The organism is Embleya sp. L77, assembly GCF_055557415.1.
In genome coordinates, this window is the sequence record NZ_CM145709.1 from 5,577,409 (window position 1) to 5,603,865 (window position 26,457).

The 26,457-nt window shown below is 72.1% G+C and carries 20 protein-coding genes and 1 tRNA gene; 12 read left to right on the forward strand and 9 right to left on the reverse strand.

Translation table 11 applies throughout. The features are described 5' to 3' along the window. Positions 1-3 precede the first annotated feature (3 nt). The 4 genes from ACZOOI_RS23885 (at position 4) to ACZOOI_RS23900 (ending at position 5,452) form a co-directional block, all read left to right on the forward strand. Positions 4-1,170, forward strand: a complete 1,167-nt coding sequence (locus tag ACZOOI_RS23885) for an acyl-CoA dehydrogenase family protein (RefSeq protein ID WP_465277733.1) — start codon at positions 4-6, stop codon at positions 1,168-1,170. A gap of 273 nt (positions 1,171-1,443) precedes the next feature. After that, positions 1,444-2,709 carry an alpha/beta hydrolase gene (locus ACZOOI_RS23890; RefSeq protein WP_465277734.1) on the forward strand — a complete coding sequence of 422 codons (1,266 nt, stop codon included), beginning with the start codon at positions 1,444-1,446 and terminating at the stop codon, positions 2,707-2,709. A gap of 168 nt (positions 2,710-2,877) precedes the next feature. After that, complete coding sequence (locus ACZOOI_RS23895; protein ID WP_465277735.1) at positions 2,878-4,440, forward strand: AMP-binding protein; 1,563 nt, start codon at positions 2,878-2,880, stop codon at positions 4,438-4,440. 52 nt (positions 4,441-4,492) lie between these two features. Beyond that, complete coding sequence (locus ACZOOI_RS23900) at positions 4,493-5,452, forward strand: DUF1152 domain-containing protein (RefSeq protein WP_465277736.1); 960 nt, start codon at positions 4,493-4,495, stop codon at positions 5,450-5,452. A gap of 60 nt (positions 5,453-5,512) precedes the next feature. Here ACZOOI_RS23900 and ACZOOI_RS23905 read toward each other — a convergent pair whose 3' ends face one another. The 5 genes from ACZOOI_RS23905 to ACZOOI_RS23925 form a co-directional block, all read right to left on the reverse strand. Then, entirely contained in the window at positions 5,513-6,646 is a 1,134-nt protein-coding gene (locus ACZOOI_RS23905) for a DUF6745 domain-containing protein (RefSeq protein WP_465281270.1), read from the reverse strand. A gap of 811 nt (positions 6,647-7,457) precedes the next feature. Continuing rightward, on the reverse strand, positions 7,458-7,784 hold the full coding sequence (locus ACZOOI_RS23910; RefSeq protein ID WP_465277737.1) for a hypothetical protein: 327 nt from the start codon (positions 7,782-7,784) through the stop codon (positions 7,458-7,460). A 171-nt stretch (positions 7,785-7,955) separates the two neighbouring features. Continuing rightward, on the reverse strand, positions 7,956-8,624 hold the full coding sequence (locus tag ACZOOI_RS23915) for a response regulator (protein WP_465277738.1): 669 nt from the start codon (positions 8,622-8,624) through the stop codon (positions 7,956-7,958). Beyond that, entirely contained in the window at positions 8,621-9,877 is a 1,257-nt protein-coding gene (locus ACZOOI_RS23920) for a sensor histidine kinase (protein ID WP_465281271.1), read from the reverse strand. The genes ACZOOI_RS23915 and ACZOOI_RS23920 overlap by 4 nt, the downstream gene beginning before the upstream one ends. A 484-nt stretch (positions 9,878-10,361) precedes the next feature. Continuing rightward, entirely contained in the window at positions 10,362-12,530 is a 2,169-nt protein-coding gene (locus tag ACZOOI_RS23925; protein WP_465277739.1) for a putative bifunctional diguanylate cyclase/phosphodiesterase, read from the reverse strand. 545 nt (positions 12,531-13,075) lie between these two features. Here ACZOOI_RS23925 and ACZOOI_RS23930 point away from each other — a divergent pair. Continuing rightward, positions 13,076-13,930 (forward strand): ADP-ribosylglycohydrolase family protein, encoded by an 855-nt coding sequence (locus ACZOOI_RS23930; protein WP_465277740.1) that lies wholly within the window; start codon positions 13,076-13,078, stop codon positions 13,928-13,930. A gap of 135 nt (positions 13,931-14,065) precedes the next feature. On the opposite strand, the gene ACZOOI_RS23935 is transcribed toward ACZOOI_RS23930, so the two are convergent. After that, positions 14,066-14,141: transfer RNA gene (locus tag ACZOOI_RS23935), tRNA-Thr, on the reverse strand. Positions 14,142-14,226: 85 nt separating this feature from the next. After that, a complete protein-coding gene (locus ACZOOI_RS23940) occupies positions 14,227-15,024 on the reverse strand; it encodes an STM4013/SEN3800 family hydrolase (RefSeq protein ID WP_465281272.1) in 798 nt (265 codons plus the stop codon). 288 nt (positions 15,025-15,312) lie between these two features. Here ACZOOI_RS23940 and ACZOOI_RS23945 point away from each other — a divergent pair, with 288 nt between their 5' ends. From ACZOOI_RS23945 to ACZOOI_RS23970, 6 genes are all read left to right on the forward strand, one after another. Further along, positions 15,313-16,167, forward strand: a complete 855-nt coding sequence (locus ACZOOI_RS23945; RefSeq protein WP_465277741.1) for an NUDIX hydrolase — start codon at positions 15,313-15,315, stop codon at positions 16,165-16,167. Then, a complete protein-coding gene (locus ACZOOI_RS23950; protein WP_465277742.1) occupies positions 16,164-17,396 on the forward strand; it encodes a lipopolysaccharide kinase InaA family protein in 1,233 nt (410 codons plus the stop codon). Before ACZOOI_RS23945 ends, ACZOOI_RS23950 begins: the two co-directional genes overlap by 4 nt. A gap of 124 nt (positions 17,397-17,520) precedes the next feature. Then, the gene (locus tag ACZOOI_RS23955) at positions 17,521-18,516 is read left to right on the forward strand and encodes a hypothetical protein (protein WP_465277743.1); all 996 of its coding nucleotides are present in this window, start codon (positions 17,521-17,523) and stop codon (positions 18,514-18,516) included. Then, complete coding sequence (locus ACZOOI_RS23960; protein ID WP_465277744.1) at positions 18,513-19,796, forward strand: adenylosuccinate synthetase; 1,284 nt, start codon at positions 18,513-18,515, stop codon at positions 19,794-19,796. The genes ACZOOI_RS23955 and ACZOOI_RS23960 overlap by 4 nt, the downstream gene beginning before the upstream one ends. Before the next feature lie 341 nt (positions 19,797-20,137). Continuing rightward, positions 20,138-20,899: an electron transfer flavoprotein subunit beta/FixA family protein gene (locus ACZOOI_RS23965; protein ID WP_465277745.1), complete on the forward strand. Its 762-nt coding sequence runs from the start codon at positions 20,138-20,140 to the stop codon at positions 20,897-20,899. A 117-nt stretch (positions 20,900-21,016) separates the two neighbouring features. Beyond that, positions 21,017-21,976: an electron transfer flavoprotein subunit alpha/FixB family protein gene (locus ACZOOI_RS23970; protein WP_465277746.1), complete on the forward strand. Its 960-nt coding sequence runs from the start codon at positions 21,017-21,019 to the stop codon at positions 21,974-21,976. A 283-nt stretch (positions 21,977-22,259) separates the two neighbouring features. On the opposite strand, the gene ACZOOI_RS23975 is transcribed toward ACZOOI_RS23970, so the two are convergent. Then, positions 22,260-23,174 carry an SDR family oxidoreductase gene (locus tag ACZOOI_RS23975; protein ID WP_465277747.1) on the reverse strand — a complete coding sequence of 305 codons (915 nt, stop codon included), beginning with the start codon at positions 23,172-23,174 and terminating at the stop codon, positions 22,260-22,262. A 155-nt stretch (positions 23,175-23,329) separates the two neighbouring features. Between ACZOOI_RS23975 and ACZOOI_RS23980 the strand changes: the two genes are divergently transcribed. Continuing rightward, positions 23,330-24,538, forward strand: coding sequence for an amidohydrolase (locus ACZOOI_RS23980; protein ID WP_465281273.1), 1,209 nt, complete (start codon positions 23,330-23,332; stop codon positions 24,536-24,538). 132 nt (positions 24,539-24,670) lie between these two features. On the opposite strand, the gene ACZOOI_RS23985 is transcribed toward ACZOOI_RS23980, so the two are convergent. Then, complete coding sequence (locus ACZOOI_RS23985; RefSeq protein ID WP_465277748.1) at positions 24,671-26,329, reverse strand: choice-of-anchor A family protein; 1,659 nt, start codon at positions 26,327-26,329, stop codon at positions 24,671-24,673. Between the last annotated feature and the right edge of the window lie 128 nt (positions 26,330-26,457).

The window sequence follows — 26,457 nt, forward strand, 5'->3', positions numbered from 1 at the left end:
GCCATGCACTTCGAGGAGAGCGACGAACACCGGGCCCTGCGCGCGGCGGTGGGCGCGATCACCGACGGATTCGGCCCCGGCTACTTCGCCGAGCACAGCCGCGACCGCACACCCACCACCGAGTTGTGGCAGGCGCTCGGCAGACACGGCTACATCGGCGTCAATCTGCCCGAGGAGTACGGCGGTGGCGGCGGCGGGCTGGTGGAACTGGCGATCGTGTGCGAAGAGGTGGCCGCGCACGGCTGCCCGTTGCTGCTGCTCCTGGTCTCCGGCGCGATCGCCGGCGAGGTGCTCACCCGGTTCGGCACCGCCGAGCAGAAGGGCACCTGGCTGCCGCGCCTGGCGGCGGGCCTGGGCAAGATCGTGTTCGCGATCACCGAACCGGACGCCGGCTCCAACACCCACCGCCTGGCCACCACGGCCACCCGGGACGGCGACCGCTGGTTGTTGCGCGGCACCAAGCAGTTCATCTCCGGAGTCGACGAGGCCGACGCCATCCTGGTGGTCGCCCGAACCGGCACCGACCCCGGCTCCGGTCGCGGCCGGCTCTCGCTGTTCCTGGTCGACGCCGCCGACCCACGGCTGAGCGCAACCCCGCTGGCGATCGAAGGCTCGGCGCCCGAGCGGCAGTTCACGCTCTTCCTCGACGACGTACCGGTGTCCGCCGACCGGTTGATCGGCACCGAGGGCGACGGGCTGCGCCAGGTCTTCCACGGCCTCAACCCGGAGCGGGTGACCGGCGCGGCACTGGGAGTGGGCATCGCCCGGTACGCGCTCGGCCGAGCCGTCGACTACGCCCGCACCCGCGAGGTGTGGGGCCGCCCGATCGGCACCCACCAGGCGATCGCCCACCCGCTCGCCGAGGCCGCCATCGAGGTCGAACTGGCCGCGTTGATGACGGCCCGGGCGGCCCGGCTGCACGACGCGGGCGCGGCGATGGCCAAGGCCGCCGGGGAGGCCGCCAACATGGCCAAGTACGCCGCCGCCGAGGCCGCCATCCACGCGGTGGACGCCGCCATCCAGACCCACGGCGGCAACGGCATGAGCCGCGACTACGGCCTGATCCCGCTGTGGGGCATGGCCCGGACGCTGCGAATCGCGCCGGTGAGCCGGGAGATGATCCTCAATCACGTGGCGCAGCACACCCTCGGATTGCCGCGTTCGTACTGATCGCCCCGCACGGGGAGGGTTCGCGGTGGTCACCCCCTACCCGCGTACCCGTCGCCGCCCCTACCCGCGTACCCGTCACCCCTGCGGCCACGGAGGACTCGGCCCGCTTGCGTGCGACTTGTGAATGACCCGGTTCGGGACTCGGGATCGACGCGGCAGGACGTGGCCGGGCACAAAATAGACAGGCAGGCTGCTCCGCTCCCGGCGCGACTGTGCGGGTGCTCGCCGGGACCGGCGCCATCGGTCGGGCTCGGCGAAGAAGGCAGTGGGAGCGTGGATCAAGTATTGGCGGGGCGCCCCTTCTGGGACGTGGACATCACGAGCGTGTGGTTCGTCATAGGCATGGCGGTGGCCACCGCCGGTACCGCCTTCGCCACCATCTGGTTCTGGAACCGCCCCACGCTCCAGCGCACCCGCCGGATCTGCACGCTGCTGTTCACCCAGCTCATGGTCACCTGCACCATCCTGGCCGCGGTCAACGCACAGATGTACTTCTACTCGACCCTGTCCGACCTGATGCACATCGCGGACGGGCCGCCGGTGCCGGACGTGTCGGTGTCCACGGTCAAGGTCAAGCACCTCGACCCCAGACCGGCCGTCCCGTTCTCCGACGACAACGGCAAGGGACTGCCGTTCATGGTCACCAAACCCCCGCTGACCGACCAGCCCAGGACCCCGCACCCGCGGCGGCGCGGCGCGGACCCCAAACACGGGGTGCTGGTCAACACCACCATCCAGGGCACCCGCACCGGCTACAAGCTGGACACCTTCGTCTACCTGCCCGCCGCCTACTTCACCCAGGAGAACGCCCGCACCCGCTTTCCGGTGATCCAGCTGACCTCCGGCTTCCCCGGCACTCCCGACACGTGGCTGCGCCGGATGAAGGTGCACCAGATGCTCTCCGGGCTGATGGAATCGGGCCGGATGCCGCCGACGATCGTGGTGATCGCCGCGCAGAACCCGATCGCCGGCCGGGACAGCGAGTGTGTGGACGCCCCCGGCGGGGCCCGGGCCGACACCTATCTCGGCCAGGACGTGCCGGACGCGATAGCGGCCAACTTCCGCACCGCGCCCGCGCCGGCCGGGTGGGGCCTGATGGGCTACTCCACCGGCGGCTTCTGCTCGGTGAACCTGGCCCTGCGCCACCCCGACCGCTACGTCGCAGCGGCCAGCCTCTCCGGCTACTTCAAGGCGATCACCGACATGACCACCGGCGACCTGTACCGGGGTGACGAGGCGCTGCGCCGGGCGAACAGCCCGCTGCACACCATCGACGACGCGCGCAGGCCGCCGGTACGGATGTACTTGTTCGCGGCCAAGGGCGAGGGCAAGACGGCCCGGGAGGCGCGCGAGTTCGCCCGCAAGATGCGGCCGACGGACACCGTGAAGGTGCAGATAGAGCCGTCCGGCGGGCACAACTTCGGCACCTGGGCCAGGGGCCTGCCGGCCGCGTTCGAGTGGCTGGGGCGCGAGTTGGCCACGGCACCGGGCGGCGAGGTGCGCGGACCGGCCTTCACGGGCGGCCGACCGCTGCACTGAGCGTGCGCCGCGCCCGACGGCGAGCCCGGCGCGGCCGGCTCCGACCGGTCGATCTCTTCAATACGGGCAAGCACGGTGCGAGACTTCTGCGGCGCCATCCGAACGGAAGCTCAGGAGCCCGCGCCCGGCTCGGGGGCGGGACACCGTCGCACCGAGACGAGGATCGCCATGCATCCCGGTGTCATCGCCGCCGCGCACCCCCACCGCCCCGCCGTGATCATGGCCGGCACCGGCCGGGTCGTCCGCTATGCCGAACTGGACGCGGAATCCAACCGCTTCGCCCACCTGCTGTACGACGCCGGGCTGCGCCCCGGGGACCACCTCGCCATCGCGCTGGAGAACCATCCGCTCTACCTCGCGCTCACGTGGGCCGCGCAGCGTTCCGGGCTGATCTACACGCCGGTCGGCGTACGGCTGCACCCCGACGAACTGGCCTACGTCGTGGACAACTGCGGAGCCCGCGTGTTCGTCTCCTCGGCCGCGCTGGCCGACCTGGCGAGCGCCATCCGCGACCGGGCGCCCCGGGTGGAGCGGTGGCTGATGCTGGACGGCGCTGCACCCGGATTCGAACCGTACGAGGTGGCGGTCCGCAACTGTTCGAGCACGCCGATCGCCACCGAGGTCGAGGGCGCGGACATGCTCTACTCCTCCGGCACCACCGGCCGGCCCAAGGGCGTACTGCCCGACCGCGCACACCACCCGCTGGGCACCGGCCCGGCCCTGACGCTGTATCACCTGATCGGTGCGCTGTACGGAATGAACACCTCGGGCCAGGGCGGCGACGTCTACCTGTGTCCCGCGCCGCTCTACCACGCGGCGCCGCTGCGCTACTGCATGCAGTTCCTGCGCGGCGGGCACACCGTGGTCGTCCTGGACCGCTTCGACCCGGAGGCCGCGCTGGCCGCGATCGAGCGCCACCGGGTGACGCACAGCCAGTGGGTGCCGACGATGTTCGTCCGGATGCTCAAGCTGCCCGCCGAGGTGCGCGAGCGCTACGACCTCTCGTCGCTGCGCTACGCGGTGCACGCCGCCGCGCCGTGTCCGCCCGAGGTCAAGGAACGCATGCTGGACTGGTGGGGACCGGTGTTGTACGAGTACTACGCCGGCACCGAGGGCAACGGCTACATCGGTTGCACCCCCGAGGAATGGCTCGCGCACCGGGGCACGGTGGGGAGGGCGATCCTGGGCACGCCGCACATCTGCGACGACGCGGGCCGCGAACTGCCGGTGGGTCGGGACGGCATCGTCTACTTCGCCGACGGGCCGCAGTTCTCGTATCACCGCGATCCGGCCAAGACCGAGGCCGGCCGCGACCCGGCGGGCCGGGGGTGGACCACCCTGGGCGACATCGGCCACCTGGACGCGGACGGCTACCTGTATCTGACGGATCGCCAATCACACACGATCATCAGCGGCGGGGTGAACGTCTATCCGCAGGAGGTTGAGAACCTGCTCGCGCTGCATCCCGCGATCGCCGACGTCGCGGTGTTCGGCGTCCCGGACGCGGAACTGGGCGAACAGGTCAAGGCGGTCGTGCAGCCGGCCGAAGGCACTGCGGCGGGGCCGGAGTTGGCGCACGAGCTGATCGCCTACTGCCGGGCGCGGATCGCGCACTACAAATGCCCCCGCTCGGTGGACTTCCGCGCCGAGTTGCCCCGGCACCCGACCGGAAAGCTGTACAAACGCCTGCTCGTCGACGAGTACCGGGCGGCGGCGCGCGGTCCGGCCTGAACCCCCGAAACCGCCTTGACGCACGGCGTGATCACCTTGGTACGGTCCGCGCGTGTTCACCCTCGCCGAACCTCCGGTCTTCGCCCGCCTACGGGACGCCCGCTCCGTGTTGATCGCGGGGGCGGGTGGCGGATTCGACGTGTTCTCCGGACTGCCGCTGGGCTTCGCACTGGCCGAGCAGGGCAAGCGGGTGCACTACGCGAACCTGTCGTTCGTGACCGTGGACCGGTTGCCGTCGTCGAGTCGGCTGTTGCCCGGACTCGCCGCGGTGCGGCCGGACACGCCCGGCAACGACGACTACTTCCCGGAGCGCACCCTGGCGAGTTGGCTCGGCCGCAACGGCTTCACGGACACCGTGTACGCGTTCGCGAAGACCGGGGTCGTACCGCTGCGGGCCGCGTATCGGCGGCTGGTCAAGGACTTGGACCTGGACGCGATCGTGCTCGTGGACGGCGGCACCGACATCCTGATGCGCGGCGACGAGGCGTCGTTGGGCACCCCGGAGGAGGACATGACCAGCCTCGCCGCGGTGGCCGGCGTACGGGTGCCGACCCGACTGGTCGCCTCGCTCGGCTTCGGCATCGACGCCTACCACGGCATCTGCCATGCGCAGGTGCTGGAGAACCTGGCGGCGCTCACCCGGGAGGGGCACTACCTGGGCGCGTTGTCGATCCCGCGCGAATCGCGGGAGGGCGCGCTGTTCCTGGACGCGGTGGCGTATGCGAATCGCATCACCCCGTTGCGCCCGAGCATCGTCCAGGGGTCGGTCGCCTCGGCGTTGCACGGACGGTTCGGCGACGCGCATTTCACCGAACGCACGGACAACAGCGAGCTGTTCATCAACCCGTTGATGAGCATGTACTTCACCGTCGACCTGGTCGGCCTGGCCGAACGCTCGTTGTACCTGTCGCGGTTGGAGGGCAGCGCGAGCATCTGGGACGTCGCGCGCCGGATCGCGGACTTCCGGGACGAGTTGGCGTTCACCCGGCCGCGGCAGGCGATTCCGCACTGAGGGGTGAGCGGGCGCGGTGCCGGGCACGACGGCGGACCGTGCGGCCGGGATGATCGGGCGTCAGGTCTCGCGCAGTGGGCGGTAGTTCTCCGGGCTGAGGCCGAAGGTCCAGGCCACGCCCTCGCGGGCGGTTCGGGTGTCCGGGGGTACGCGCAGCCAGTACGTGCGGGTGCTGCCGTCGGGTTCGGGGGTGGAGTTGAGCACCTCGACCATCACGATCGGTTCGTCGTCGTCGAGTTCGATCTCCCACAACACGCCGGTCTCGTCCCGGTCCAGCGGCTGGGCGCCGACCTCGCGCAGGTAGCGGTCGTAGCCGTAGATCTCCAGCATCACCCGGCGCAGTTCGGCGTTGTCCTCGTTGTGGATCGCGCGCACGGTCAGTCGGCTGCCGCCGGGGCCCAGGCCGCCGACGAAGTCGGCCGGGACGGGCATGCCGCGCCACGCGTGCAACGCGAAGCCGTCGGCGTAGGTCAGTGCCGGGCCGTCGCCGTTGTGCAGCCGCGACTGGTCGTCCCGGTGCATCGTGGTGGGCCGCTCGCTGACCAGCACGACCCGCTCGTACGGCCACCACCAGCCGACGTGCCGGGCCACCTCGCCGAGTTCGGCCAGGACCGGGAAGTCGAACTGCGGGAAGCGCTCCTTGAGCCCGTCGAAGACCGCGAGCCAGGCCGCGTCGTGCTGGCCGCCCAGGGCGCTGTGCGTGGTCGCGCGGACCTTGTCCGCGACGTCCCACCGACCGCGCGAGGCGGGGGTGCGCACGGAGGGATCCCACGCGCCCACACCGGAGTGCACGGCCTCGCGGATCCGCTCGGTGAGCTGCCGGGTGGGCTCCCACAGCCGATCGGCGCCCTCGGCCCAGGCGAGATCCCAGCCGGCCGTGCCCAGCAACGCGGTGGCCTCGGCCTTGGCGGCCGTCCAGGGGCCGCTCCAGAGCCGTTCCTGCACGGGACGGCCCGGGCGGCCGGGCACCTTCACCGACAGCCGGGTGGCGGCCAGATCGGCGGGCTTGCAACTCCCCGCCGCCACGGCCGCGGCCACCGCCGCCCCGAGCGGCGAGTCGTACCAGACCACCCGCTCCGGTTCGGGCAATCCCGCGGCCCGGTACACGGCCCGGATGGCCTCCTCGGCGGCGGGCCGATCGGCGGGGCCGGTGGCGGCGGCGACGTGCGCCCAATCCGTGGTGGCCTCCGCCAGCGCCAACCGGTCGGCCAGGCCGAGCACGGCAGCGTGCCGCGGAGCCGGGGCGTGGTGCGGGGTGGGCCTCCCGCGCTCGCCGGCCGGGGCCGACCGCGCGCCCTCCGGAACCATCCGGACGGGCTCGTCGGTCGCGCGGGCCGGGGCGTGCAGCGGGGTGCGATGCGCCCGGGCGGTGGCCGGTGCCGCTGCTCGGGCGGCAGGCTGCGCCGAGTCGGCGGCCGTCCCGGCGGGAGCGGAGGTCGGGGTCGGGGCGGCGACGCGTGGGCGCGGGGGAGCGGGCGCCGGCGCGGCCGCGCGGGCGGCCTCGGCCTCGCGGGCCCGCAGTGCCGCCCAGGCGGCGGCCGCCGGGTTGGCGGGTGCGGCGGGCGGGGCCGGCGGGCGCGGCGCGGCCGCCTTGCGGGGCAGCGCGATCCCGGGCAACTTGCGGGGCGGCGTGGCCATCGTGTCTCCCATGGCTTGCGGTTGCGTCTGGGGCGGGTCGGGATGCGTACGCCCGGTGCTCGGGCCGGCGCCGGCGGGCGAAGGGGCAACGGAGGCTACCGATGCACGGGCACGCCGACCCACGCGGGCGGGGGCGATCCGCCGGCGCGCTCGCGGCGGGGGCCGCCACCACGCCCGGCTTGCCGGGTCCCACGGGCGGATGGCCGCGGGCTGCCTTCCGGGGCGTCCCCCCGGGCCGAGCACCACGACGCCCGGCATGCGCGTTTCGGGCTCCCTGCCGCACTTGCCGCGGCGAGACGAGTGCAGCGATGAGCCCAAAGGACGGGTGCCCGGGCGGCGCGACCCCGCCGAGTTCCGCCGGACACGGCTAGTCGGCGACCATCCGGACCGCGCCCGGGATGTACTCGCGTTGGCGGACCACGCGGTACCAGCCCTTGGGGAGGTCGATCGTGGCGTGTTCCTCGTGCACGATCCGGGTGGCCTCGTCCAGGTGCAGGTGGCCGATCAGCATCGGTTCCGGGGCCAGGTAGAGGGTGCCCTCGCCGACGACCGCGTGGGCGTGCCCGGTGCCCTCACCGAGCGCCAGCACCAGCCGGCCGCGCGCGTCCCGGGGCTTGGTCGGCAGCGCCTCGACGCCGGTCGGCACGGCCCGCTCGCCGATCGGCTGCAACAGGATGTCGCCTTGACGGAACACGGCGAACCTCCATCGGGATAGTCGAATTGACGGTGGCTCAACTCCACCGCCGCACACGCTAACCACCTCGACCGACAACCCACGCCCACCCGCGAAGCCCACCACGCGCCCCCGACTTCGGCACGCCGACCCCGAAGTCGCTGAGCGCTCGACCCCTCGCCAGGCGCACGCTCAGTAGCCCGCCGGGCGCACCAGGCCGGTTTCGTAGGCGTAGACCGCGGCCTGGGTTCGGTCGCGGAGGCCCAGTTTGACCAGGATGCGGCCGACGTGGGTCTTCACCGTCTGCTCGGCCACCACCAGGCGGGCGGCGATCTCGGCGTTGGACAGGCCCTGGGCGATCAGGGACAGGACCTCGGTCTCGCGTTCGGTGAGGTCGCCGACGCGGTCCTTGAGCGGGGCCCGCGGGGCGCCGGCCAGGCGGGAGAACTCGCCGATCAGCCGCTTGGTCAGGTTCGGCGCGAGCAGCGCGTCGCCGGCCGCCACCACCCGTACCGCGTGGGCGAGTTCCCCGGCCGAGGCGTCCTTGAGCAGGAAGCCGGACGCGCCCGCGCGCAGCGCCTCGTACACGTATTCGTCCAGGTCGAACGTGGTCAGCACAAGTACCTTGGCCACCGCGTCGGCGGAGCCGGTGATCCGCCCGGTGGCCTCGATGCCGCCGAGCCGAGGCATCCGGATGTCCATCAGCACCACGTCGGGCGCCAGTTCGGCCACCTGCTCGACCGCGTCGAGGCCGTCCACGGCCTGACCGACCACCTCGATGTCGGGCTCCGCGTTCAGCAGTACGGTGAAGCCCTGCCGGACCATCACCTGGTCGTCGGCGATCAACACCCGGATGGTCACGAATCGTCCCCCAACGGAAGTCTGGCCACTACCTCGTAACCGCCGCCGGGGATCGGCCCGTCGGCGAACTCGCCGCCCAGCATGGCGACTCGCTCGCGCATCCCGAGCACCCCGTGTCCGCCGCCCGGCGGGGTCGGCCGCTCGGGCCGGTCGGCCGGTTCGGTCGCGGTGTTGGCGATCCGGATGGCCAGGCCGGTCGCCTGATATCCCAGCTCCACCCGAGTCGCCGCTCCCGGCGCGTGCCGCAACACGTTGCTGAGCGCCTCCTGCACGATCCGGAACGCGGACAGCTCGACCCCGGGCGGCAGCGCCCGTCGCTCGCCGGTGATCCGGGTGTCGACCCGCAGACCCGCGCCGCGCACGTTGTCGACCAATTCGTCCAGCCGGTCCAGGGTGGGCTGCGGCGTGTGCCGCGTGGCATCGGACAACTCGTCCTCGGAGCGCAGCACGCCCAGCACCCGGCGCAGTTCGACGAGCGCGTCGATCGCGTTCGCCCGGATGCCGGTCAGGTTCTCCTTGAGCGCGTCGGAGGGGTTGTCCACCAGGTGTGGCGCGACCTGGGCCTGGATCGAGATCACCGACATGTGGTGTGCGACCACGTCGTGCAACTCGCGGGCGATCCGGGTGCGTTCCTCCAGCAGCGTGCGCCGGGCCCGTTCCTCGGCGGTGAGTTCGGCCTGGACCACCAACTCGGTCCGGGCCTGCCGCCGCCCGCGCAGCGAGGCGCCGACCACCGCGGCGACGGTCAGGGTCAGCCCGGCCGAATACAGGTCGAGGTTGTGCATGGGGGAGAGGAACGCGACGTGGACCAGCAGCCCGACCAGCACGCTGATCGCCAGCACCTCGACCGTGACGCGCGGCCGCGCCCGCAGCGCGACCAGGAACACCGCGGCGGCGTGCAGCACGATCCCCGCTCCGGTCCACGGGAACATCTGCGGGCTGTGCGGGTTCGCCACCAACGCGACCACGGCCATCGCCGCGGTCACCGCCCACCAGGCCTGCACCGGCCGGAACATCGCGGCCACGACCGCCACCGGCGGGATCGCGCCGAGCAGTACGCCGGCCCAGAGGCCCAGCCCGTACTGCCAGATCAACTGGTTGATGTTGATCACCCCGACCGGGACGGCGAGGACGACCAACAACACCGCGGACGCGGGCTGCCAGTCCCGCCAGCCGCGCGGCAGCGGGTCGGGTGTGGCCGTCCACAGGTCCGTACGCAGCGTGCGCGCCACCGCGCCCGCCACGCCCCCGATCCGGCCCCCACCCTCCCCTCGCACAAGATCAACCCTAGGCACGCCGCACCTCCGCCGTCCGGGCGGGCTCCGAGCGCGCCCCCGACACCGACGCTAGGCGCCGTCCCCACCCGCCGACGTCCCGCCCGGGGGCTCACCCGCCGAGTGGCTCCGAAGTACTACGGGTATCAGGCCGCCGACCCGTGCGCGCCACCCGCCCACGCCCCACCCGAGCGGCTCGACCCGCGCGCCTTACCCACACGCGCCCCGCCCGAGCGGCTCGACCCGCGCGCCCCCTACCCACACGCGCCCCGCCCGAGCGGCTCGACCCGCGCGCCCCCTACCCACCCGCGCCCGATTCGAGCGGCTCGACCCGCCCACGCCACCCGGGGCAGCCCGACCCGCGCCCGGCAACCGCGCGCCGCCGGCCCACACCGCACCGCCGACCGACCCACCCGCACCGCCGACAGGGACCGCCGGCCGAGCCGGTCGGCGGGCCCCACCGTCAACTGCGCTCCTTGACCCCCGCCAACATGCCCTCGATGCGATCCGGCGGCCCGGGCCGGGAGAAATACCAGCCCTGCCCGGCGTCGCAGCCGATCGCCCGCAGCCGCTCCGCCTGGACCGCCGTCTCGATGCCCTCGGCGGTCACCGTCAGCCCGATCGCGTGCGCCAGTTCGACCAGTGAGGCCACGATCCTGCCGTCCACCGGATCGGAGTCGCCGGGTTGGCGCAGGCCCTCGACGAAGGAGCCGGCGATCTTCAGCTCGCAGACCGGCAGTCGGCGCAGATAGGCCAGGTTCGAGTAGCCGGTGCCGAAGTCGTCGATCGCGATCCGGATGCCCATCGCGGCCAGTTCGCGCAGTCGTTCCAGCGGGCCACCGTCGGTGGACATGATCTGACTTTCGGTCAGCTCGAATTGCAGCCGGCCCGGATCCAGACCCGTCTCGGCCAGCACCCGCTCCACCTGGCGGACCAGGCCCGGTTCGCGGCACTGGCGTTCGGCCAGGTTGACGCTGATGAACGGCGCGCCGTCCGGCTCCAGGTCCTGCCAGCGGCGCGCCTCGCGGCAGGCCTGCTCCAGCACGTGCATGCCCAGCGGCACGATCAGCCCGGTCTCCTCGGCCAGGCCGATGAAGCGGTCCGGGCCGACCAGGCCGTTGCGCGGATGGCGCCAGCGCACCAGCGCCTCGACGCCGAGCACACCGCCGTCGGCGAGCGAGACGAGCGGCTGGTAGTCGACGTAGAACTCGCCGTGGTGCAGTGCGGCGGGCATCTCCGCGGACAGCGTGTAGCGGGCCACCTCGCGGTCGTTGCGGTCGGTGTCGAACACCGTCCAGCGCCCGCGGCCGTCGGACTTGGCCCAGTAGAGCGTTATGTCGGCCGCACGCAGCGTGTCCGCCGGGCTGGTGCCGGCCACCGGCCGCTCGACGATGCCGATGCTGGCGGTCACCGTCAGGTCGTGGCCGCGGATCCGGAACGGCTCGCGCAGTGCGGCGAACACGCCGTCCGCCAGCGCCACGACCTGCCCGGTGCCGGTGGAGTGCTCGACCAGGATGACGAACTCGTCGCCGCCCATCCGGGCCATCAGGTGGCCGGCCTGGCCCGCGTAGCGGCTCAGCCGTCGGGCGACCGCGACCAGCAATTGGTCGCCCACGTCGTGCCCGAGGCTGTCGTTGACCACCTTGAACCCGTCCAGGTCCAGGTAGCACAGGCCGACCCGGTCACCGGGGCCCGGGTGTTCGAACGCGGCGGTCAGTCGCTCGACGAACAGCGCCCGGTTGGGCAGCCCGGTGAGCTGGTCGTGCATCGCCTGATGGCGGAGGCGGGTGTGCAGGCGATGCCGGTCGGTGACGTCCTCCAGCATGCAGACCTGGTACTCGGGGTTGCCCTTGGAGTCGCGGACCAGGGACAACGACAGGTGTGTCCACAGCGTCTCGCCGTCGGCCTTCTCGAACTGCTTCTCCAGGGCGAAGTGGTCGCGTTCGCCGGTGATCAACTCGTCGTAGAGCTTCCACATGTGGTCGGTGTCGCCGTCGTGCATGAAGTCGCGGACCTGCCGCTTGCACATCTCCTCGACGCTGGCCGCGAACATCGTGGTCATCGCCTGGTTGACGTCGATCACGTTGCCGTCGACGTCGCCGATCCCGATGCCGATCGCGGCCTGATCGAAAACCGCTCGAAAGCGCGCTTCACTCGTGTGCAGTGCGTGCTCGGCGCTGTCCCGGGCGACCAGGACGGCGGCGTGGATGGCCTCCTGCTCGTCCAGGGTGCGCCGGCGCAGCGCCTCCGCGTAGCCCGCGGCGAGGGCGCCCATCAGCGCGGCGATCCGCTCCAGGTATGCGTCGGGGTCCTCGCCGCGGCCGACCGCGTCGCGGCGCAGGATGGGCCACCAGGGGCCGACCAGGCCCAGCGTGCGCTCCAGCGTGCCGCTGCCGGTGAAGTGTTCGCCGACGAGGGACGCGCCGACCTCGCGCGCGATGGCCGGGTCGAACGGCTCGGTGCGCAGCGCCTGCGCCAGGCGCACGGCCTGCTCGCGCAGGTATTGCTCGATCTCGGCACCGCTCAACGGGACGAAGCTGGTGCCCTCGATGGTGCGGGCCCAGTCGCGGGCGAATCGGCTCAGCGACGCCCTGGCCCCGTCGGCCCGCGCGTCGTCCGTACCGCCGTTCACCCTGCGCTCCCCACGGTGGTCCGGGCGCACATGCCGTCCCCCCGGCACGCCTGGACCCACGCTGTGCCCGGCGCCCACGATGGTCGATCCACCGCCCCACCTTTCCTCCTCGGGGGCGATCCGTCACCGCGCAATGTCGGTGCGGTCGCCGCTCGGACGAGCCGGCCGCAATCCCCAGCGGCCGTGTGAACGAGCCACATCACCCGTTATCACCCGTTCGGACGAGCCGGTTGGTACCTCCGGTGTGTCCCGACGATCGCGTGATCATCGTTGACGGTATCCGCCGCGGCGCGGAAACGTCTTGTAGTTGGACACGGCGCGAGGAGCATCACTCCGGAGAGGGACAGGTGGTGCGCGCGGGTCCGTACCGAATTGTGGCGTACGCCCTCGCGCTCCGGCGCACGCAGGGCTCCCCACCCGATGGCTGACGGACCATCAGGTTGCCGCCCCTGGGCCACGGTACGCTCTACCGGCTTGAGTCGGCGAGGTGGGGCGCCGTCGCCGCGGGTGCACGGCGGGCCGCCCGAGTGGAGGGTGTGGTCTCGATGTTGGTCGAACTCGCGGTCGCGGACGCGTACGGAGCCGGGTTCGAGTACGCGGATCGCGCGTTCGTCGTGCGAGGCAACACACTCGCCGGTTATGTGCAGCATCCTCGTCATCGTGACGTGCTGCCCGGCCGATACACCGACGACACGCAGATGAGTATCGCGGTCGCCGAATGGTTGCTCGGCGACGATCACGGGATACCGGCGCTCGCGGACCTGTTCGTGCGGGCGTACAAGCGCGACGCGCGCGCCGGATACGCGCGGGGATTTCGGGGCGTATTGGAGGAAGTCGCCGACGGCACGGAGTTGCTGGAGGTGTTGCGGCCGGAGAGCGACAAGAGCGGCGCGGCGATGCGTGCGGGCGTGCTGGGCCTGCTGCCGGATCTCGCCGAGGTGCGCCGCACCGCCGCCCTCCAGGCCCGGATCACCCACCGCACGCTCGGCGGGATGACCTCGGCGACCGCCGCGGCGCTCGCGGTGCACTACTGCCGCTACGACCTGGGCCCGGTCGCCGAGCTGCCGATGTGGCTGGTGGCGACGCTGCCGGCCTCGACGGGCCCGGCCGTGTGGGCGCAGCCGTGGCGCGGCAAGGTCGGCTCGCCGGGCATGGACAGCACCCGGGCGGCGATCACCGCGCTGGCCGCGCACACCGGTACGGCCGCGTTGCTGAAGGCATGCGTGGCGTACACCGGCGACGTGGACACGGTGGCCACCATCGCGCTGGCGGCGGCGAGTTGCTCGGCGCAGTACACCCAGGACCTGCCGCCCGCCCTGCTGGCGGGCCTGGAGAACGGCCCGTACGGGCGGGACCATCTCGCGGGCCTGGACGCGCGATTGACGGCCCGGTTCGGCTGAGCCCGCCGTTCGGCGGCCGCTTCGCGGTCGCGCGCCGGTGAAAGGTCGGCGAAAGATCCGGCCCGGCCGGCCCGAGGGGCGGATCGGCGAAACACGAGAGGCCCCCCGGCGAACCGGGGGGCCTCTCGCTGTGCCTGGAGCCCCAATACGGAATCGAACCGTAGACCTTCTCCTTACCATGGAGACGCTCTACCGACTGAGCTATTGGGGCCTGCGCGGCGAAAACTTACCGGATCCGCGTTCGGTTCGCCAACTTGATCCACGAGCGGCTCCGGGGCGCCCGCACCGGGCGGCGCTCACCACTCGCCGGGGTTCATCGTGAAGTGCGCATACGGGACCGTCCACTCCACCTCGCGGGCGGCCTGCGCGCGTTCGTCGTAGGCGGTGCCGTGGTCGCCGGTGACGATCGCGAAGCAGGGCCTGCGGCAGCTCATCGCGCGAAACAGCCGGCCGATGTGCCGGTCCACGTACTCCAGGGCGGCGGCGTGGGTGTCGCGGTTGTCGCCGTCGGCGGCCGTGGCGCCCGGGGTGTGGAACCAGTTCGGCCGGCCGATGGCGGCGACGTCGACGAGCAGGAAGAGCCGGCGGTCCGGGTCCAGGCCGCCGACCACCAGTTCGGCGCGGGCGACCTGGGCCTCGAACGAGATCGGTGAGGTGACGCCGAGTTCGGGGTCCCAGTGGCTCTCGGCGAACATCCCCGGCAGCACCGAGTCGAGCGCGCCCTGCTTGTCGAAGCAGCCGACCCCGCCGATGCAGGCGGTGTGGTAGCCCGCCTTGGTCAGCGCGCTGGGCAGGTCCGGGGTGTCGAACAGCCACGTGTGCGCGTTCGTGGACTCGGTGTCGCCGTGCCGGGCGGCGAACAGGCGCGGGTGCGGGCCGGGGCCCTCCGGGGTGGGCAGGTAGCCCGCCAGGAACGCGGTGTGCGCGGCGAAGGCGAGGTTGGCCGGGGTGTAGCGGCGCTGCCAGCCGCCCTCGGGCAGGACCCGGGAGAGGTTGGGCAGTCGGCCGCCGGCGGCTAGCTCGACGGCCACGTCGTAGCGCAGCGCGTCGAGCGTGACGAGCAGTAGGTCCTGCTCGCCCACGACGGCGTTCATGTCGGGACCGGTCATATCGGACATGCCACCTTCTCCGCATCTGCTCGGGTGTTCGGGGCCGCCGCCGGTGGCCCGCACGCGGGCGGCGAATGGATCGCCCATGCCTACCAGAGGGAGGCGACTCTTCGAGGGATAACCCCCTCGCCCGTGTTCGGGTCGCGGTGTATGTTGTTCTCAGCGTAAGAACATCTCAACCGGAGAACAACCGTCGAGTCGGTGTCGGGAACGTGAACCGCCGGGGCTGCGTCGGACCTGCGTTGCAGCGGGCACATCGAAGGGAAGTGCGACATGGCCGACACCGCCACCACCGAACGCGACTGGCTCGCGTCCTACGACCCCAGGGACTGGGATCCGATCGCGGTGACCGTCGACATCGTCGCGCTGACGATCCGCCCCCTCGGCGGCGCCGGCCGGGCGGGCACCGACCCGGACGGTACCGGCGAGGATCCGGCCAAGGCGCTGCACGTCCTGCTCGTGCGGCGCGGCGAGATGCCCTTCGCCGGGCGGCTCGCGCTGCCCGGCGGCTTCGTGCGGCCGGTGGTCGGCGCGGACGGCACCCGACGGGAGGAGGACCTGGGCGAGGCCGCCGAGCGCGAACTGGCCGAGGAGACCGGGCTCGCCGCCGGCGCCCGGCCGGCCCGGGTGCACCTCGAACAACTGGGCACCTACGGTGCGCCCGGGCGCGACCCGCGGATGCGGATCGTCTCGGTCGCCCACCTGGCCTTCGCGCCGGACCTGCCCGACCCGACCGCCGGCGGCGACGCCGCCCACGCGCTGTGGGTGCCGGTCGCCGAGGTCGATCCGGACACGCTGGCCTTCGACCACGCGCGCATCCTCGCCGACGGCCTGGAGCGCGCCCGCGCCAAACTCGAATACTCGCCACTGGCCACCGCGTTCGCGGGTGAGGAGTTCACCGTCACCGAGCTGCGCGAGGTCTACCAGGCGGTGTGGGGACAGCCCATGCACGCCGGCAATTTCCACCGCAAGGTGCTGTCGGTGCCCGGCTTCGTCGAGGACACCGGCGCCACCACCGCGCGCGGCGGGGCTCGCGGCGGTCGCCGCGCCCGGCTGTACCGCGCGGGCCCCGCACGTCTGCTGCACCCGGCGCTGCTGCGCCCGTCCCCGGAGGAGGACTCCCGATGACAAGGACGCCCGGCACCACCTCGACCACCCCCGCGACCTTCACGGCCGCGCTCGACCTGCTGAGCGAGGCGCCGGACCCGCAAGGCGTCTTCGGGCCCTACGACGGCACCCCGGAGGCCTGTCTGCGGGCCGGCAACCGCACCTACCGACAACTCGCCCGGCTGCTCCACCCGGACACCGCGCCCGCCGACCGACGGGCCGAGGCCGCCCGCGCGTTCACCGACCTGGGCGAGCTGTGGAGCCGCTATCAGCAGGACATCACCGGCGTGACCGGCCGTCAGGTGGTGATCACCACCAAGCGCCGGGTCTACTCGGTCGGCGAGGAGCGTACGCGGGGCGACATAGCCACGCTGTACAAGGTCGGCTACCGGGCCGAGGACGACGGCGAGGCACGGGCGTTGCTCAAGCTGCCGCGGTCGGTGAGCGACAACGACCTGATGGAGCGCGAGGCCACCGCGCTGGAGCGGATCGCCCGCGAGGGCGATCCCGAGTACGCGAACTACGTGCCCCGGCTGATCGAGACGTTTCGGCACCGGGACGCCAAGAGCGGCGTCGAACGGCGTGCCAACGTCATCGAACGGGTGCGCGGCTTCCGCTCGTTGACCGAGGTGCGCGAGGCGTACCCGGACGGCCTGGACGCGCGCGACGTGGCCTGGATGTGGCGTCGCCTGCTGGTCGCGATCGGGTACGCGCACCGGGCCGGCGTAGTGCACGGCGCGATCACCCCCGACCACGTGCTGATCCACCCGCGCGACCACGGCCTGGTCCTGGTCGACTGGTGCTACTCGGTGCTGCTCGACGGCCCGGGCGACGCCGACCGGCCGGAGGCGGTCCTGCGCGCCAAGGCGGTCGAGCACGTGCCGGCGATGATCGACCGGCACGCGGACCTGTATCCGCCGGAGATCCCCGGCAAGCAGCCGCCGGAGACCGCCGCCGACGTGTACATGGCGACCCGGTGCATCACCGACCTGCTCGCCGCGGACGCGCCCAAGCCGCTGCTGCGCTTCGCCCGCGGCTGCTCGCTGCCCGCACCCGCCCGGCGTCCGCACGACGCCTGGAAGCTGCTCGGCGAGCTGGACGAACTGCTCGGCAAGCTCTACGGCCCGCGCCGCTTCCGGCCGTTCGCGATGCCCACGCGCCGCGAGAGCAAGGACCCGGCAGCCGGCGCCGGGACCGCCCGCACCGGCGACCAGCGCCGCGACCGGAACCGGCCGGTCGATTCGGTATGACGCCGACTCGACCCGACTCCGCACCGCGCGGAGTCCGGTCGATTCCGCACGGCGCGAGGCCGGCCTTCCGGCCGATTTCGCGCGCACAGATCCCAACGCCTTGATCGATCGGGGAGTGAGCACCATGGGCAGTGGCAACTGGTCCACCAACGTCTACGAAGCGGCACAGAGCTACAACGCGGCCTCGGGCCGCAGCGCGTTCCACTACGACCACGTCACCAAGCGCAGCACACCGCGCAGCGCCTGGAAGGCGCACGACGACCTGGACCCGCGCCTGGCGGGTGTGCGGGAGAGCCGGGACAGCGACGAGCACCCCACGTCGCTGGCCATCTCGGTGCTGTTCGACGTGACCGGTTCGATGTTGCGGGTCCCGAAGACCCTGCAGACCAAGCTGCCCGAGCTGTTCGGCCTGCTGCTGCGCAAGGGTTACGTGCAGGACCCGCAGATCATGTTCGGCGCGATCGGCGACGCCACCTGCGACCGAGTCCCGTTGCAGATAGGCCAGTTCGAGTCGGACAACCGGATGGACGACCAGCTCGGCAACATCCTCCTGGAGGGTGGCGGCGGCGGGCAGAAGCGCGAATCGTACGAACTGGCCCTGTACTTCATGGCCCGGCACACCTCGATCGACTGTCACGAGAAGCGCGGCAAGCGCGGCTACCTGTTCGTGATCGGCGACGAGATGCCCTACCGCAGGGTGCGCCGGGCCGAGGTGAAGGAGTTCATCGGCGACGACCTCGCCGAGGACATCCCGATCGAGCGGATCCTGGCCGAACTCCAGCGCATGTACGAGGTCTACTACATCCTTCCGGCCGGCTCGTCGTACGTGGGCGACACGGAGGTGCTCGGCGAGTGGAAGGGCCTGCTGCGGCAGAACGTGATCGAACTCGACGACCCGGACGGCGTCTGCGAGACGATCGCGCTGACCATCGGCCTCGCCGAGGACGCGATCGACCTGGACGAGGGCCTGGAGCACCTGCGCGAGGTCGGCGCCACGGCGCAGGTCGCCAACGTGTCCAAGGCGCTCGCCTCCTACGCCCGCACCGGCGGCGCGGTGGCCGTCTCCGGCTCGCTGCCCGGACTGGACGGCACCGGCGACGCGGGCACCACGCGTCTGTGACGGCACGTCATATCGCGGTCGTCGACCTGGGGTTCGGCGACGCGGGCAAGGGCACCACGGTGGACCGGCTGTGCGCGCGAGCGCGCGAGGAGGGGCGGCCGGTGCACGCCGTGGTGCGCTTCAACGGTGGTGCGCAGGCCGCGCACAACGTGGTCACCGACGACGGGCGGCACCACACGTTCGCCCAGTTCGGCTCGGGCACCTTCACCCCGGGCACCCGCACCCACCTGTCCCGGTTCATGCTGGTGGACCCGCTCGCGCTGGCCGCCGAGGCCGAGCACCTGCGCGCGCTCGGCGTGCCCGAGCCGCTCGCGCTGCTCACCGTGGACCGGGAGGCGCTGTTGACCACGCCGTACCACGCGGCGGCCAACCGGGCCCGGGAGCTGGCGCGCGGGGCGGCGCGGCACGGGTCGTGCGGGATGGGGGTGGGCGAGACCGCGGCGTTCGCGCTGGCCCACCCGCAGGACGCGCCGCGGGTGGGGGACTGCGCCTCGCCGGGGCTGCTGCGCCGCCGGTTGACGGCCATACGGGAGGCGCTGAGCGACGAATTCGGGACACCCCTGGGTCCGGACGTGTCGGCCTGTGTGGAGGCGTTCCTGGGCTTCGGACGGGCCGTGCGGATGGTGGATCGCGCGTACGCGCGCGAGCTGCTGCGCCGTGGACCGGTGGTCTTCGAGGGTGCGCAGGGCGTGCTGCTGGACGAATGGCACGGATTCCATCCGTACACGACGTGGTCGACCACGACCTTCGCGAACGCCGAGACGCTGGCCGCCGAGGCGGGCGAGGAGCTGTACCGGCTCGGCGTGCTGCGCACCTACACGACCCGGCACGGTGCGGGGCCGCTGCCCACCGAGGACGCGGCGCTGACCGCCGCGCTGCCGGACCCGCACAACGGGACCGGGCGTTGGCAGGGCGCGTTCCGGGTCGGACACTTCGACGTGCCGGCGCATCGGTACGCGGTCGCGGTGTGCGGGGGAGTGCACGGGCTCGCGCTCACACACGCGGACGTACTCGGGCGGGCGGGTGTGGCGGTGGCCGGGTCGTACGAGGGCGTCGAGCCCTCGGTGGGCCCGTCGTCCGACCTGGTGCATGCCGAACGGCTGACCGGGCACATGTTCGCCGCGCGGCCGGTGTTGCGGCCGGCGCCGGAGCCCACGCAGTGGCCGGAATTCGTCGCCGCCGAGCTGGGTGCCCCGGTGACCTTGCTCTCGTTCGGTCCGCGCACCGGTGACAAGTGCGAGCAGCCCGTACTAGGCTCGTATTACTCTCCGGTAACATAGCGGTCCGAGGGTGACTCGAGGAGCGATTCGAAGATCGATTCGAGGAGTGCTCCGAGAGGTGCTTCGCGAGGTGTCGAGGAATCGAGGCCGGGTCGGTGGTCAGCGGCTTTACCAAGACCGCGTACTCTCGAAGCAGAAGTTGACGGACCGTCAGAACTGAATGTGCCCTGTGTCACGCGTGCGCCTTCGCGCGGGCGTGGCATCGTGGCGCGGAGATTGATGGATCTTGGGGCCGGAACCGTGGGCCTGTCGCCGCCCCCGTCGACGGGCATGACACCCTCGGACCGGCACCTGGGTGACCGGACGACCACAGGAGAACTGTTGTGAAAATCGTTGTCTGCGTGAAGTACGTACCCGACGCGACCGGGGACCGGGGCTTCAACGACGATGGCACCACCGATCGCGAGTCGGTCGACTCCCTGCTGTCGGAGCTGGACGAGTACGCGATCGAGCAGGCGCTCAAGATCGTGGAGTCCGGCGTCGAGGCCGAGATCACGTTCCTGACGGTCGGTCCGGACGACGCCAAGGACGCGCTGCGCAAGGCGCTGGCGATGGGCGGCGACAACGCCATCCACGTCAACGACGACGACATCGCGGGCACCGACGCACTGGGCACCTCGCTGATCCTGGCCAAGGCCATCGAGCGGGCCGGCTTCGACCTGGTCGTCTGCGGCATGGCCTCCACCGACGCCTCGATGGGCGTCGTGCCGGCCATGCTGGCCGAGCGCCTGGGCGTCCCGCAGGTCACCTACCTGGACGAGGTCACGGTCGAGAACGGCACCGTCAAGGGCCGTCGCGAGGGCGATGTGGCCACCGAGCTGATCGAGGCCACGCTGCCCGCCGTCGTGTCGGTCACCGACCGCACCGGCGAAGCCCGCTACCCGTCCTTCAAGGGCATCATGGCGGCCAAGAAGAAGAACGTGGAGTCGCTGGACCTGGACGACCTGGGCATCGAGTCGGACCAGGTCGGCCTGTCCGCAGCGTGGTCGATCGTGGACACCGCGACCAAGCGCCCGCCGCGCGCCAAGGGCGAGGTCGTCGAGGACGAGGGCGAGGGCGGCGTGCAGCTGGCCGGGTTCCTCGCCGCCAAGAAGTTCATCTGAGTCGGTCAGCAGCACCGGACTGTTTCGACACGTTTGTGGAGGTCGCCCCCGGGGCGACCGAGCATCGCAACCCGGCCGGAGAAATCCGGGCTGTACCGGACAAGGAGAGAACCCCACATGGCCGAGATTCTCGTTCTCGTCGACCACGCCGACGGCGCGGTCCGCAAGCCGACCCTGGAGCTGCTGACCCTGGCCCGCCGCCTCGGTGAGCCGTCCGCGGTCTTCCTGGGCAAGGGCGCCGAGGGCGCCACCGAGACGCTGGGCAAGTACGGCGCGCAGAAGGTCTACGTCGTGGACGCCCCCGAGGTGGACGACTTCCTCGTCGCCCCGGCCGTCGACGCGCTGACCCAGATCGCCGGGAACGGCGAGCCGGGCGCGATCCTGGTCGCCTCCTCCGCCGAGGGCCGCGAGATCGCGGCGCGCGTCGCGGTGCGCCTGGAGTCGGGCCTGATCACCGACGCGGTGGACATCGAGGCCGGCGCCGACGGCCCGGTCACCGAGCAGTCGGTGTTCGCCGCGACCTACCAGGTCAAGGCGCACGTCACCAAGGGCACCCCGATCATCACGGTCAAGCCCAACGCCGCCACCCCGGAGGAGGCCCCGGCCACCCCCGCCGTGGAGGCCGTGACGGTGGACTTCACCGCCCTCGCCACCGGCACCAGGGTCGTCTCGCGCGCCCCGCGCGAGAAGTCCGACCGCCCCGAGCTGACCGAGGCCGACATCGTCGTCTCGGGTGGCCGCGGCGTCAACGGCGCGGAGAACTTCCACGTGATCGAGTCGGTCGCGGACGCGCTCGGCGCGGCCGTGGGCGCCTCCCGCGCGGCGGTCGACGCCGGTTGGTACCCGCACAGCCACCAGGTCGGCCAGACCGGCACCCAGGTCTCGCCGCAGCTGTACATCGCGGTGGGCATCTCCGGCGCGATCCAGCACCGCGCGGGCATGCAGACCTCGAAGACCATCGTCGCGATCAACAAGGACGAGGACGCACCGATCTTCGACCTGGTCGACTACGGCGTGGTCGGCGACCTGTTCAAGGTGATGCCGCAACTCGAGGCGGAAATCAACAAGCGCAAGTAGCGGTGGACGGGCCCAGGGCGGCCCTCTCCCGCACACGCGGCGACCCCGCACCGGCACGACCGGTCGCGGGGTCGCCGCACGTTCCACGACGGCGAGAAGGTACGGGACGAACACCCGTCCGGGACTACTTGCCGAGTGCGGGGCCGTACCACTGGAGGGCCTGCCCGGTGACGGCGGCGATGCGGTCGAAGTCCGGGGCATTCCGCTCGACCCGTTCGGTGCGGCAAGGGCCGCCGCCTGACGGGGGTCGGCGGCGGCCCGGGCGGAGTCGGGTCGCCGAGGGCTACTTGCGGGTGCCGCTCATGTCGGCGTTGCCGGCTGCCTTGGCGACCAGGTCGGGGATGACGTCGGTGAGTTCGGCGGGGGTCCAGCGGGCGCCCTTGTCGACCGTCGGGCCGTTGGACCAGCCCTCGGCGACGCTGATCGAGCTGCCGGTGACGGAGAAGACCCGGCCGGTGACGCCGGCGGAGGCGGGGCTGCCGAGCCAGACCACGAGCGGCGAGATGTGCTCGGGGGCGAGCTGTTCGGCGAGCTTCGCGGCGGCGGCCTCGTCGGCGAACCCGGCCAGGTCCTCGGTCAGCCGGGTGAGGGCGGTAGGGGCGATCGCGTTGACCGTGACGCCGTAGCGGCCCAGTTCCTGCGCGGCGATGATGGTGAAGCCCGCGATGCCGGCCTTGGCCGCGCCGTAGTTGGTCTGGCCGACGTTGCCGAAGATGCCGGACGGCGAACTGGTGTTGATGATCCGGGCGTCGACCTGTTCGCCCGCCTTGGCCAGGCCGCGCCAGTACGCCGCCGCGTGGTGCGCGGGCGCGAAGGTGCCCTTGAGGTGGACCTTGATCACCGCGTCCCACTCGGCCTCGGACATGTTGGTCAACATCCGGTCGCGCAGGATGCCCGCGTTGTTGACCAGCACGTCGAGCCGGCCGAACGTCTCGATCGCCTGCCCGATCAGCGCCTCCGCGCCGGCGAAGTCGGAGATGTCGGAGGTGTTGGCCACCGCCTCGCCGCCGGCCGCGACGATCTCCGCCACCACGGCTTGCGCCGGACCCGCCGACGCGCCGGTACCGTCGCGCGCGCCGCCGAGGTCGTTCACCACGACCTTGGCGCCCTCGGCCGCGAACGCCAGTGCGTGTGCCCGGCCGATGCCGTTGCCCGCACCGGTCACGACGACGACGCGTCCCTCGCAGATCCCGCTCATATGGCCCCTCCGAATGCTTGTCGATCGCTTCCGACGACCGCTACGGGGGTCACAGTATGTTGAGACCGTTGCCGCGTACATCCTTTGTCCGACCACGCTGCGGAACGACGCGCGCACGGCGCGCGGGTCGCGAAAGGAGTTGTCACATGGGGAACATGCCGACGGGAGTGGACGGTGTCCTGCCCGGCCTCGCCGAGGTGTACCGGGACCTGCACGCACACCCCGAACTCTCCTTTCACGAGCACCGCACGGCCGACCTGATCGCCAAGCGCCTCGGTACCGCCTGGGCGGTCACCCGGGGCGTCGGCGGAACCGGCGTGGTCGCGGTGCTGCACAACGGCGACGGGCCCACCGTGTGGATGCGCGCGGACATGGACGCGCTGCCGGTCCGCGAGGAGACCGGGCTCGACTATGCCTCGACGGTCACCGACGAGAGCGGCGTACCGGTGATGCACGCGTGCGGACACGACATGCACGTGACGTGCCTGCTGGGTGCGTGCGAGCTGCTCGCGGCCGATCTCGACGCCTGGCACGGGACCGTGGTCGCGCTGTTCCAGCCGGCCGAGGAAATCGGCCGGGGTGCACGGGCGATGCTCGACGACGGGGTGCTCGACCGCTTCCCGCGACCGGACGTGGTGCTCGGTCAGCATGTGTCCCCCGGTCCCGCGGGGATGCTCGCGCACTGCCCGGGGCCGATCCTGGCCGCCGCCGACTCGCTCACCATCCGGCTGCACGGCCGAGGCGGGCACGGCTCGCAGCCCGAGAACGCGGTGGATCCGGTGGTGATGGCCGCATCGCTGGTGATGCGGTTGCAGACGGTGGTCTCGCGCACGGTCGGGCCGATGGAGCAGGCCGTGGTCACGGTGGGCCGGTTGCAGGCCGGTACGAAGGACAACATCATCCCGGCCGAGGCCGAACTGGGCGTCAACGTACGCAGCTTCGACGAGGGGGTGCGGGCCCGGGTGTTGACCGCGATCGAGCGGCTGACGGTCGCCGAGGCACGCGGGGCCGGCGCGCCGAAGGAGCCGGAGATCACCACGCTGCACAGCTTCCCGGTCACCGTCAACGACGTGCCCGAGACCGAGCGGGTCCGGGCGGCGCACGCGGCGGCGCTGGGCGAGGACCGGGTGCGGCTGATGGGTCCGGCGTCCGCGAGCGAGGACTTCGGCCTGTTCGCGACCGAGGCCGGAGTGCCGTCGGTGTTCTGGATGTTCGGCGGCAACGACCCGGCCGACTTCGGCCCGGACGGTCCCACGAAGTCCGTGGTGGCCAATCACTCGCCGCACTTCGCGCCGGTGATCGAGCCGACCATCGAGACCGGCGTACGCGCGCTGCTGGTCGCGGCGGGCGTCTGGTTGGGGTAGCCGGACCCGCCGGGCGACGCCGGGCGCGCAGGGCGTGGATCGCCGGGCGTCGGACGTGGATTGCCGGGCGCCGGGCGTAGGAATGGCCCCCGCTCTCCGGGGAGAGCGGGGGCCATTCGGGTCGGATGCGGACTACGCGCGGCTACGGCTGCGCACGCGGTAGGCGAACATCAGGATCACGCCGAGGACGATGGCGATCGCACTGCCGGCGATCAACATCGCGGCGTTGCCCGTCATGCCGCTGTGGGCGAGCTGCGATCCGCCGGATCCGCCGATGCCACCACCGTGGCCGGCGCCGTTACCGCCGCCCGGGCCGCCACCGTGGCCGCCCGGGCCACCGGCACCGCCGCCGTGCGGCTTGGTGTGTGCACCGGAGGGCACCGCCGAGTGGCTGGCGGAGGGCGAGGCCGAGGAGGAGCGGGACGGGGATGCCGACGGCGAGGCGGACGGCGACGCGGACGGGCTGACCGACGGGGAAGCCGACGGGGAAGCCGAAGGACTGGCCGAAGGACTCGCCGACGGCGAAGCCGAGGGGCTGGCGCTCGGGCTCATCGACGGCGAAGCGGACGGACTCGCCGACGGGCCGGCCGAAGGACTCGCCGATGGCGAGGCCGACGGAGACGCCGACGGAGACGCCGACGGGCTGACCGAAGGCGAGGCCGACGGCGAAGCGGAGGGCGAAGCGGACGGCGACGCGGACGGCGAGGCCGACGGCGACGCCGACGTGGACCCGCCGCAGTCCGGCAGGTCGCCGTCGAACGGGTAGCGATGGAACTCGGACCCGGACGTCGACTGGTGGATCAGCGAACCGGCCGTGAAGAACCGCCCGTTCATCCCCGGCACGGACACCGTCGTGGTGCTCGCCGGGTTGCCCACCAGCACGCTGCCCTGGAACTGGGCACTGCCCTTGATGGTCACCGAGGTGGCCTCCGGGAAGTTCCACAGCAGGTGCTCGCGCAGCCCGGTGGGGATGTCCGCGCTGCCGATGAAGGTGCTGATCACCCGGGTCGGCCCGGTCAGGTTGACCAGGACCGTGGCGCCCGCGGGGATCCCGACGAACGAGATGCCCTGGTCCCCGCCGCCCATGGGATTGACCATGTCGAAGTCGACGTTGAACACCTGGAGCGGGGACGTGCCGTCACCGGTGAACAGCGTCTCGAAGCCCACGTTCGTGGCGGTGCCGGTGGCCGCGCGCGGCCGTCCGTCCGGGAACGCGTAGCAGCTCGACGAATCGGTCAGCTGGGGACGCAGGCCGGCGTACGGGGCCGCGGCGGACCCGTCCTTGACCGCGGTGGGCGTCACCGTACCGGTCAGGGTGCCGGCGTAGCGCACCACGCCGCTGACGGTTCCCTCCTCGGCGATCACGCTCTGGCCGTTGGCGACCGTGAGGTTGCCGCCGACGGTGAGGAAGTCGGTGCCGTTGTCGGGGGGCACCCGGGTGCCGACACCCACGATGCCCACGTTGTAGATGCTGGACCCCGAGGTCTTGTTCATGTCGAAGTTGCCGAGGGCGACCAGCTTGCCCTCGGCCTCCGCGGCGGATCCGCTCACGGACCAGTCGCCGCCGACGAACATGTTGATGCCGTTGTCGCGACCCGCGATCGGGCCGTTGTTGGGTTCGAGATTCACGGCCGGACAACTGCCGGGAACGCAGGGGCCAAGTCCGCCGGGCAGCGGCTTGGCGAAACCCATGACAGCGAACACGCAGACGAGGATCACACCGCCGAGGGTGACGACTCCGGACAGCGCGAGGCCCGTCGCGCGGAGCCGGGCGTTCGGTTTCCTGTGCATTCACGAAGAATCGGATATAAGTCTACAAATCGTCACAAGGCGCGCAGAAGGTTCCCCCGAATGCCCCTGCCGACAGGGTGCTTCGCCCGTCGTCAACCGAGATGCGTACGGCCCGAGTACGCCGCAGG

Coding starts and splice junctions, on each gene's coding strand:
- ACZOOI_RS23885 (WP_465277733.1), top strand. CDS start 4: ATGCACTTCGAGGAGAGCGACGAACACCGGGCCCTGCGCGCGGCGGTG.
- ACZOOI_RS23895 (WP_465277735.1), top strand. CDS start 2,878: ATGCATCCCGGTGTCATCGCCGCCGCGCACCCCCACCGCCCCGCCGTG.
- ACZOOI_RS23930 (WP_465277740.1), top strand. CDS start 13,076: ATGTTGGTCGAACTCGCGGTCGCGGACGCGTACGGAGCCGGGTTCGAG.
- ACZOOI_RS23940 (WP_465281272.1), bottom strand. CDS start 15,024: ATGAACGCCGTCGTGGGCGAGCAGGACCTACTGCTCGTCACGCTCGAC.
- ACZOOI_RS23945 (WP_465277741.1), top strand. CDS start 15,313: ATGGCCGACACCGCCACCACCGAACGCGACTGGCTCGCGTCCTACGAC.
- ACZOOI_RS23950 (WP_465277742.1), top strand. CDS start 16,164: ATGACAAGGACGCCCGGCACCACCTCGACCACCCCCGCGACCTTCACG.
- ACZOOI_RS23955 (WP_465277743.1), top strand. CDS start 17,521: ATGGGCAGTGGCAACTGGTCCACCAACGTCTACGAAGCGGCACAGAGC.
- ACZOOI_RS23970 (WP_465277746.1), top strand. CDS start 21,017: ATGGCCGAGATTCTCGTTCTCGTCGACCACGCCGACGGCGCGGTCCGC.
- ACZOOI_RS23975 (WP_465277747.1), bottom strand. CDS start 23,174: ATGAGCGGGATCTGCGAGGGACGCGTCGTCGTCGTGACCGGTGCGGGC.
- ACZOOI_RS23980 (WP_465281273.1), top strand. CDS start 23,330: ATGCCGACGGGAGTGGACGGTGTCCTGCCCGGCCTCGCCGAGGTGTAC.
- ACZOOI_RS23985 (WP_465277748.1), bottom strand. CDS start 26,329: ATGCACAGGAAACCGAACGCCCGGCTCCGCGCGACGGGCCTCGCGCTG.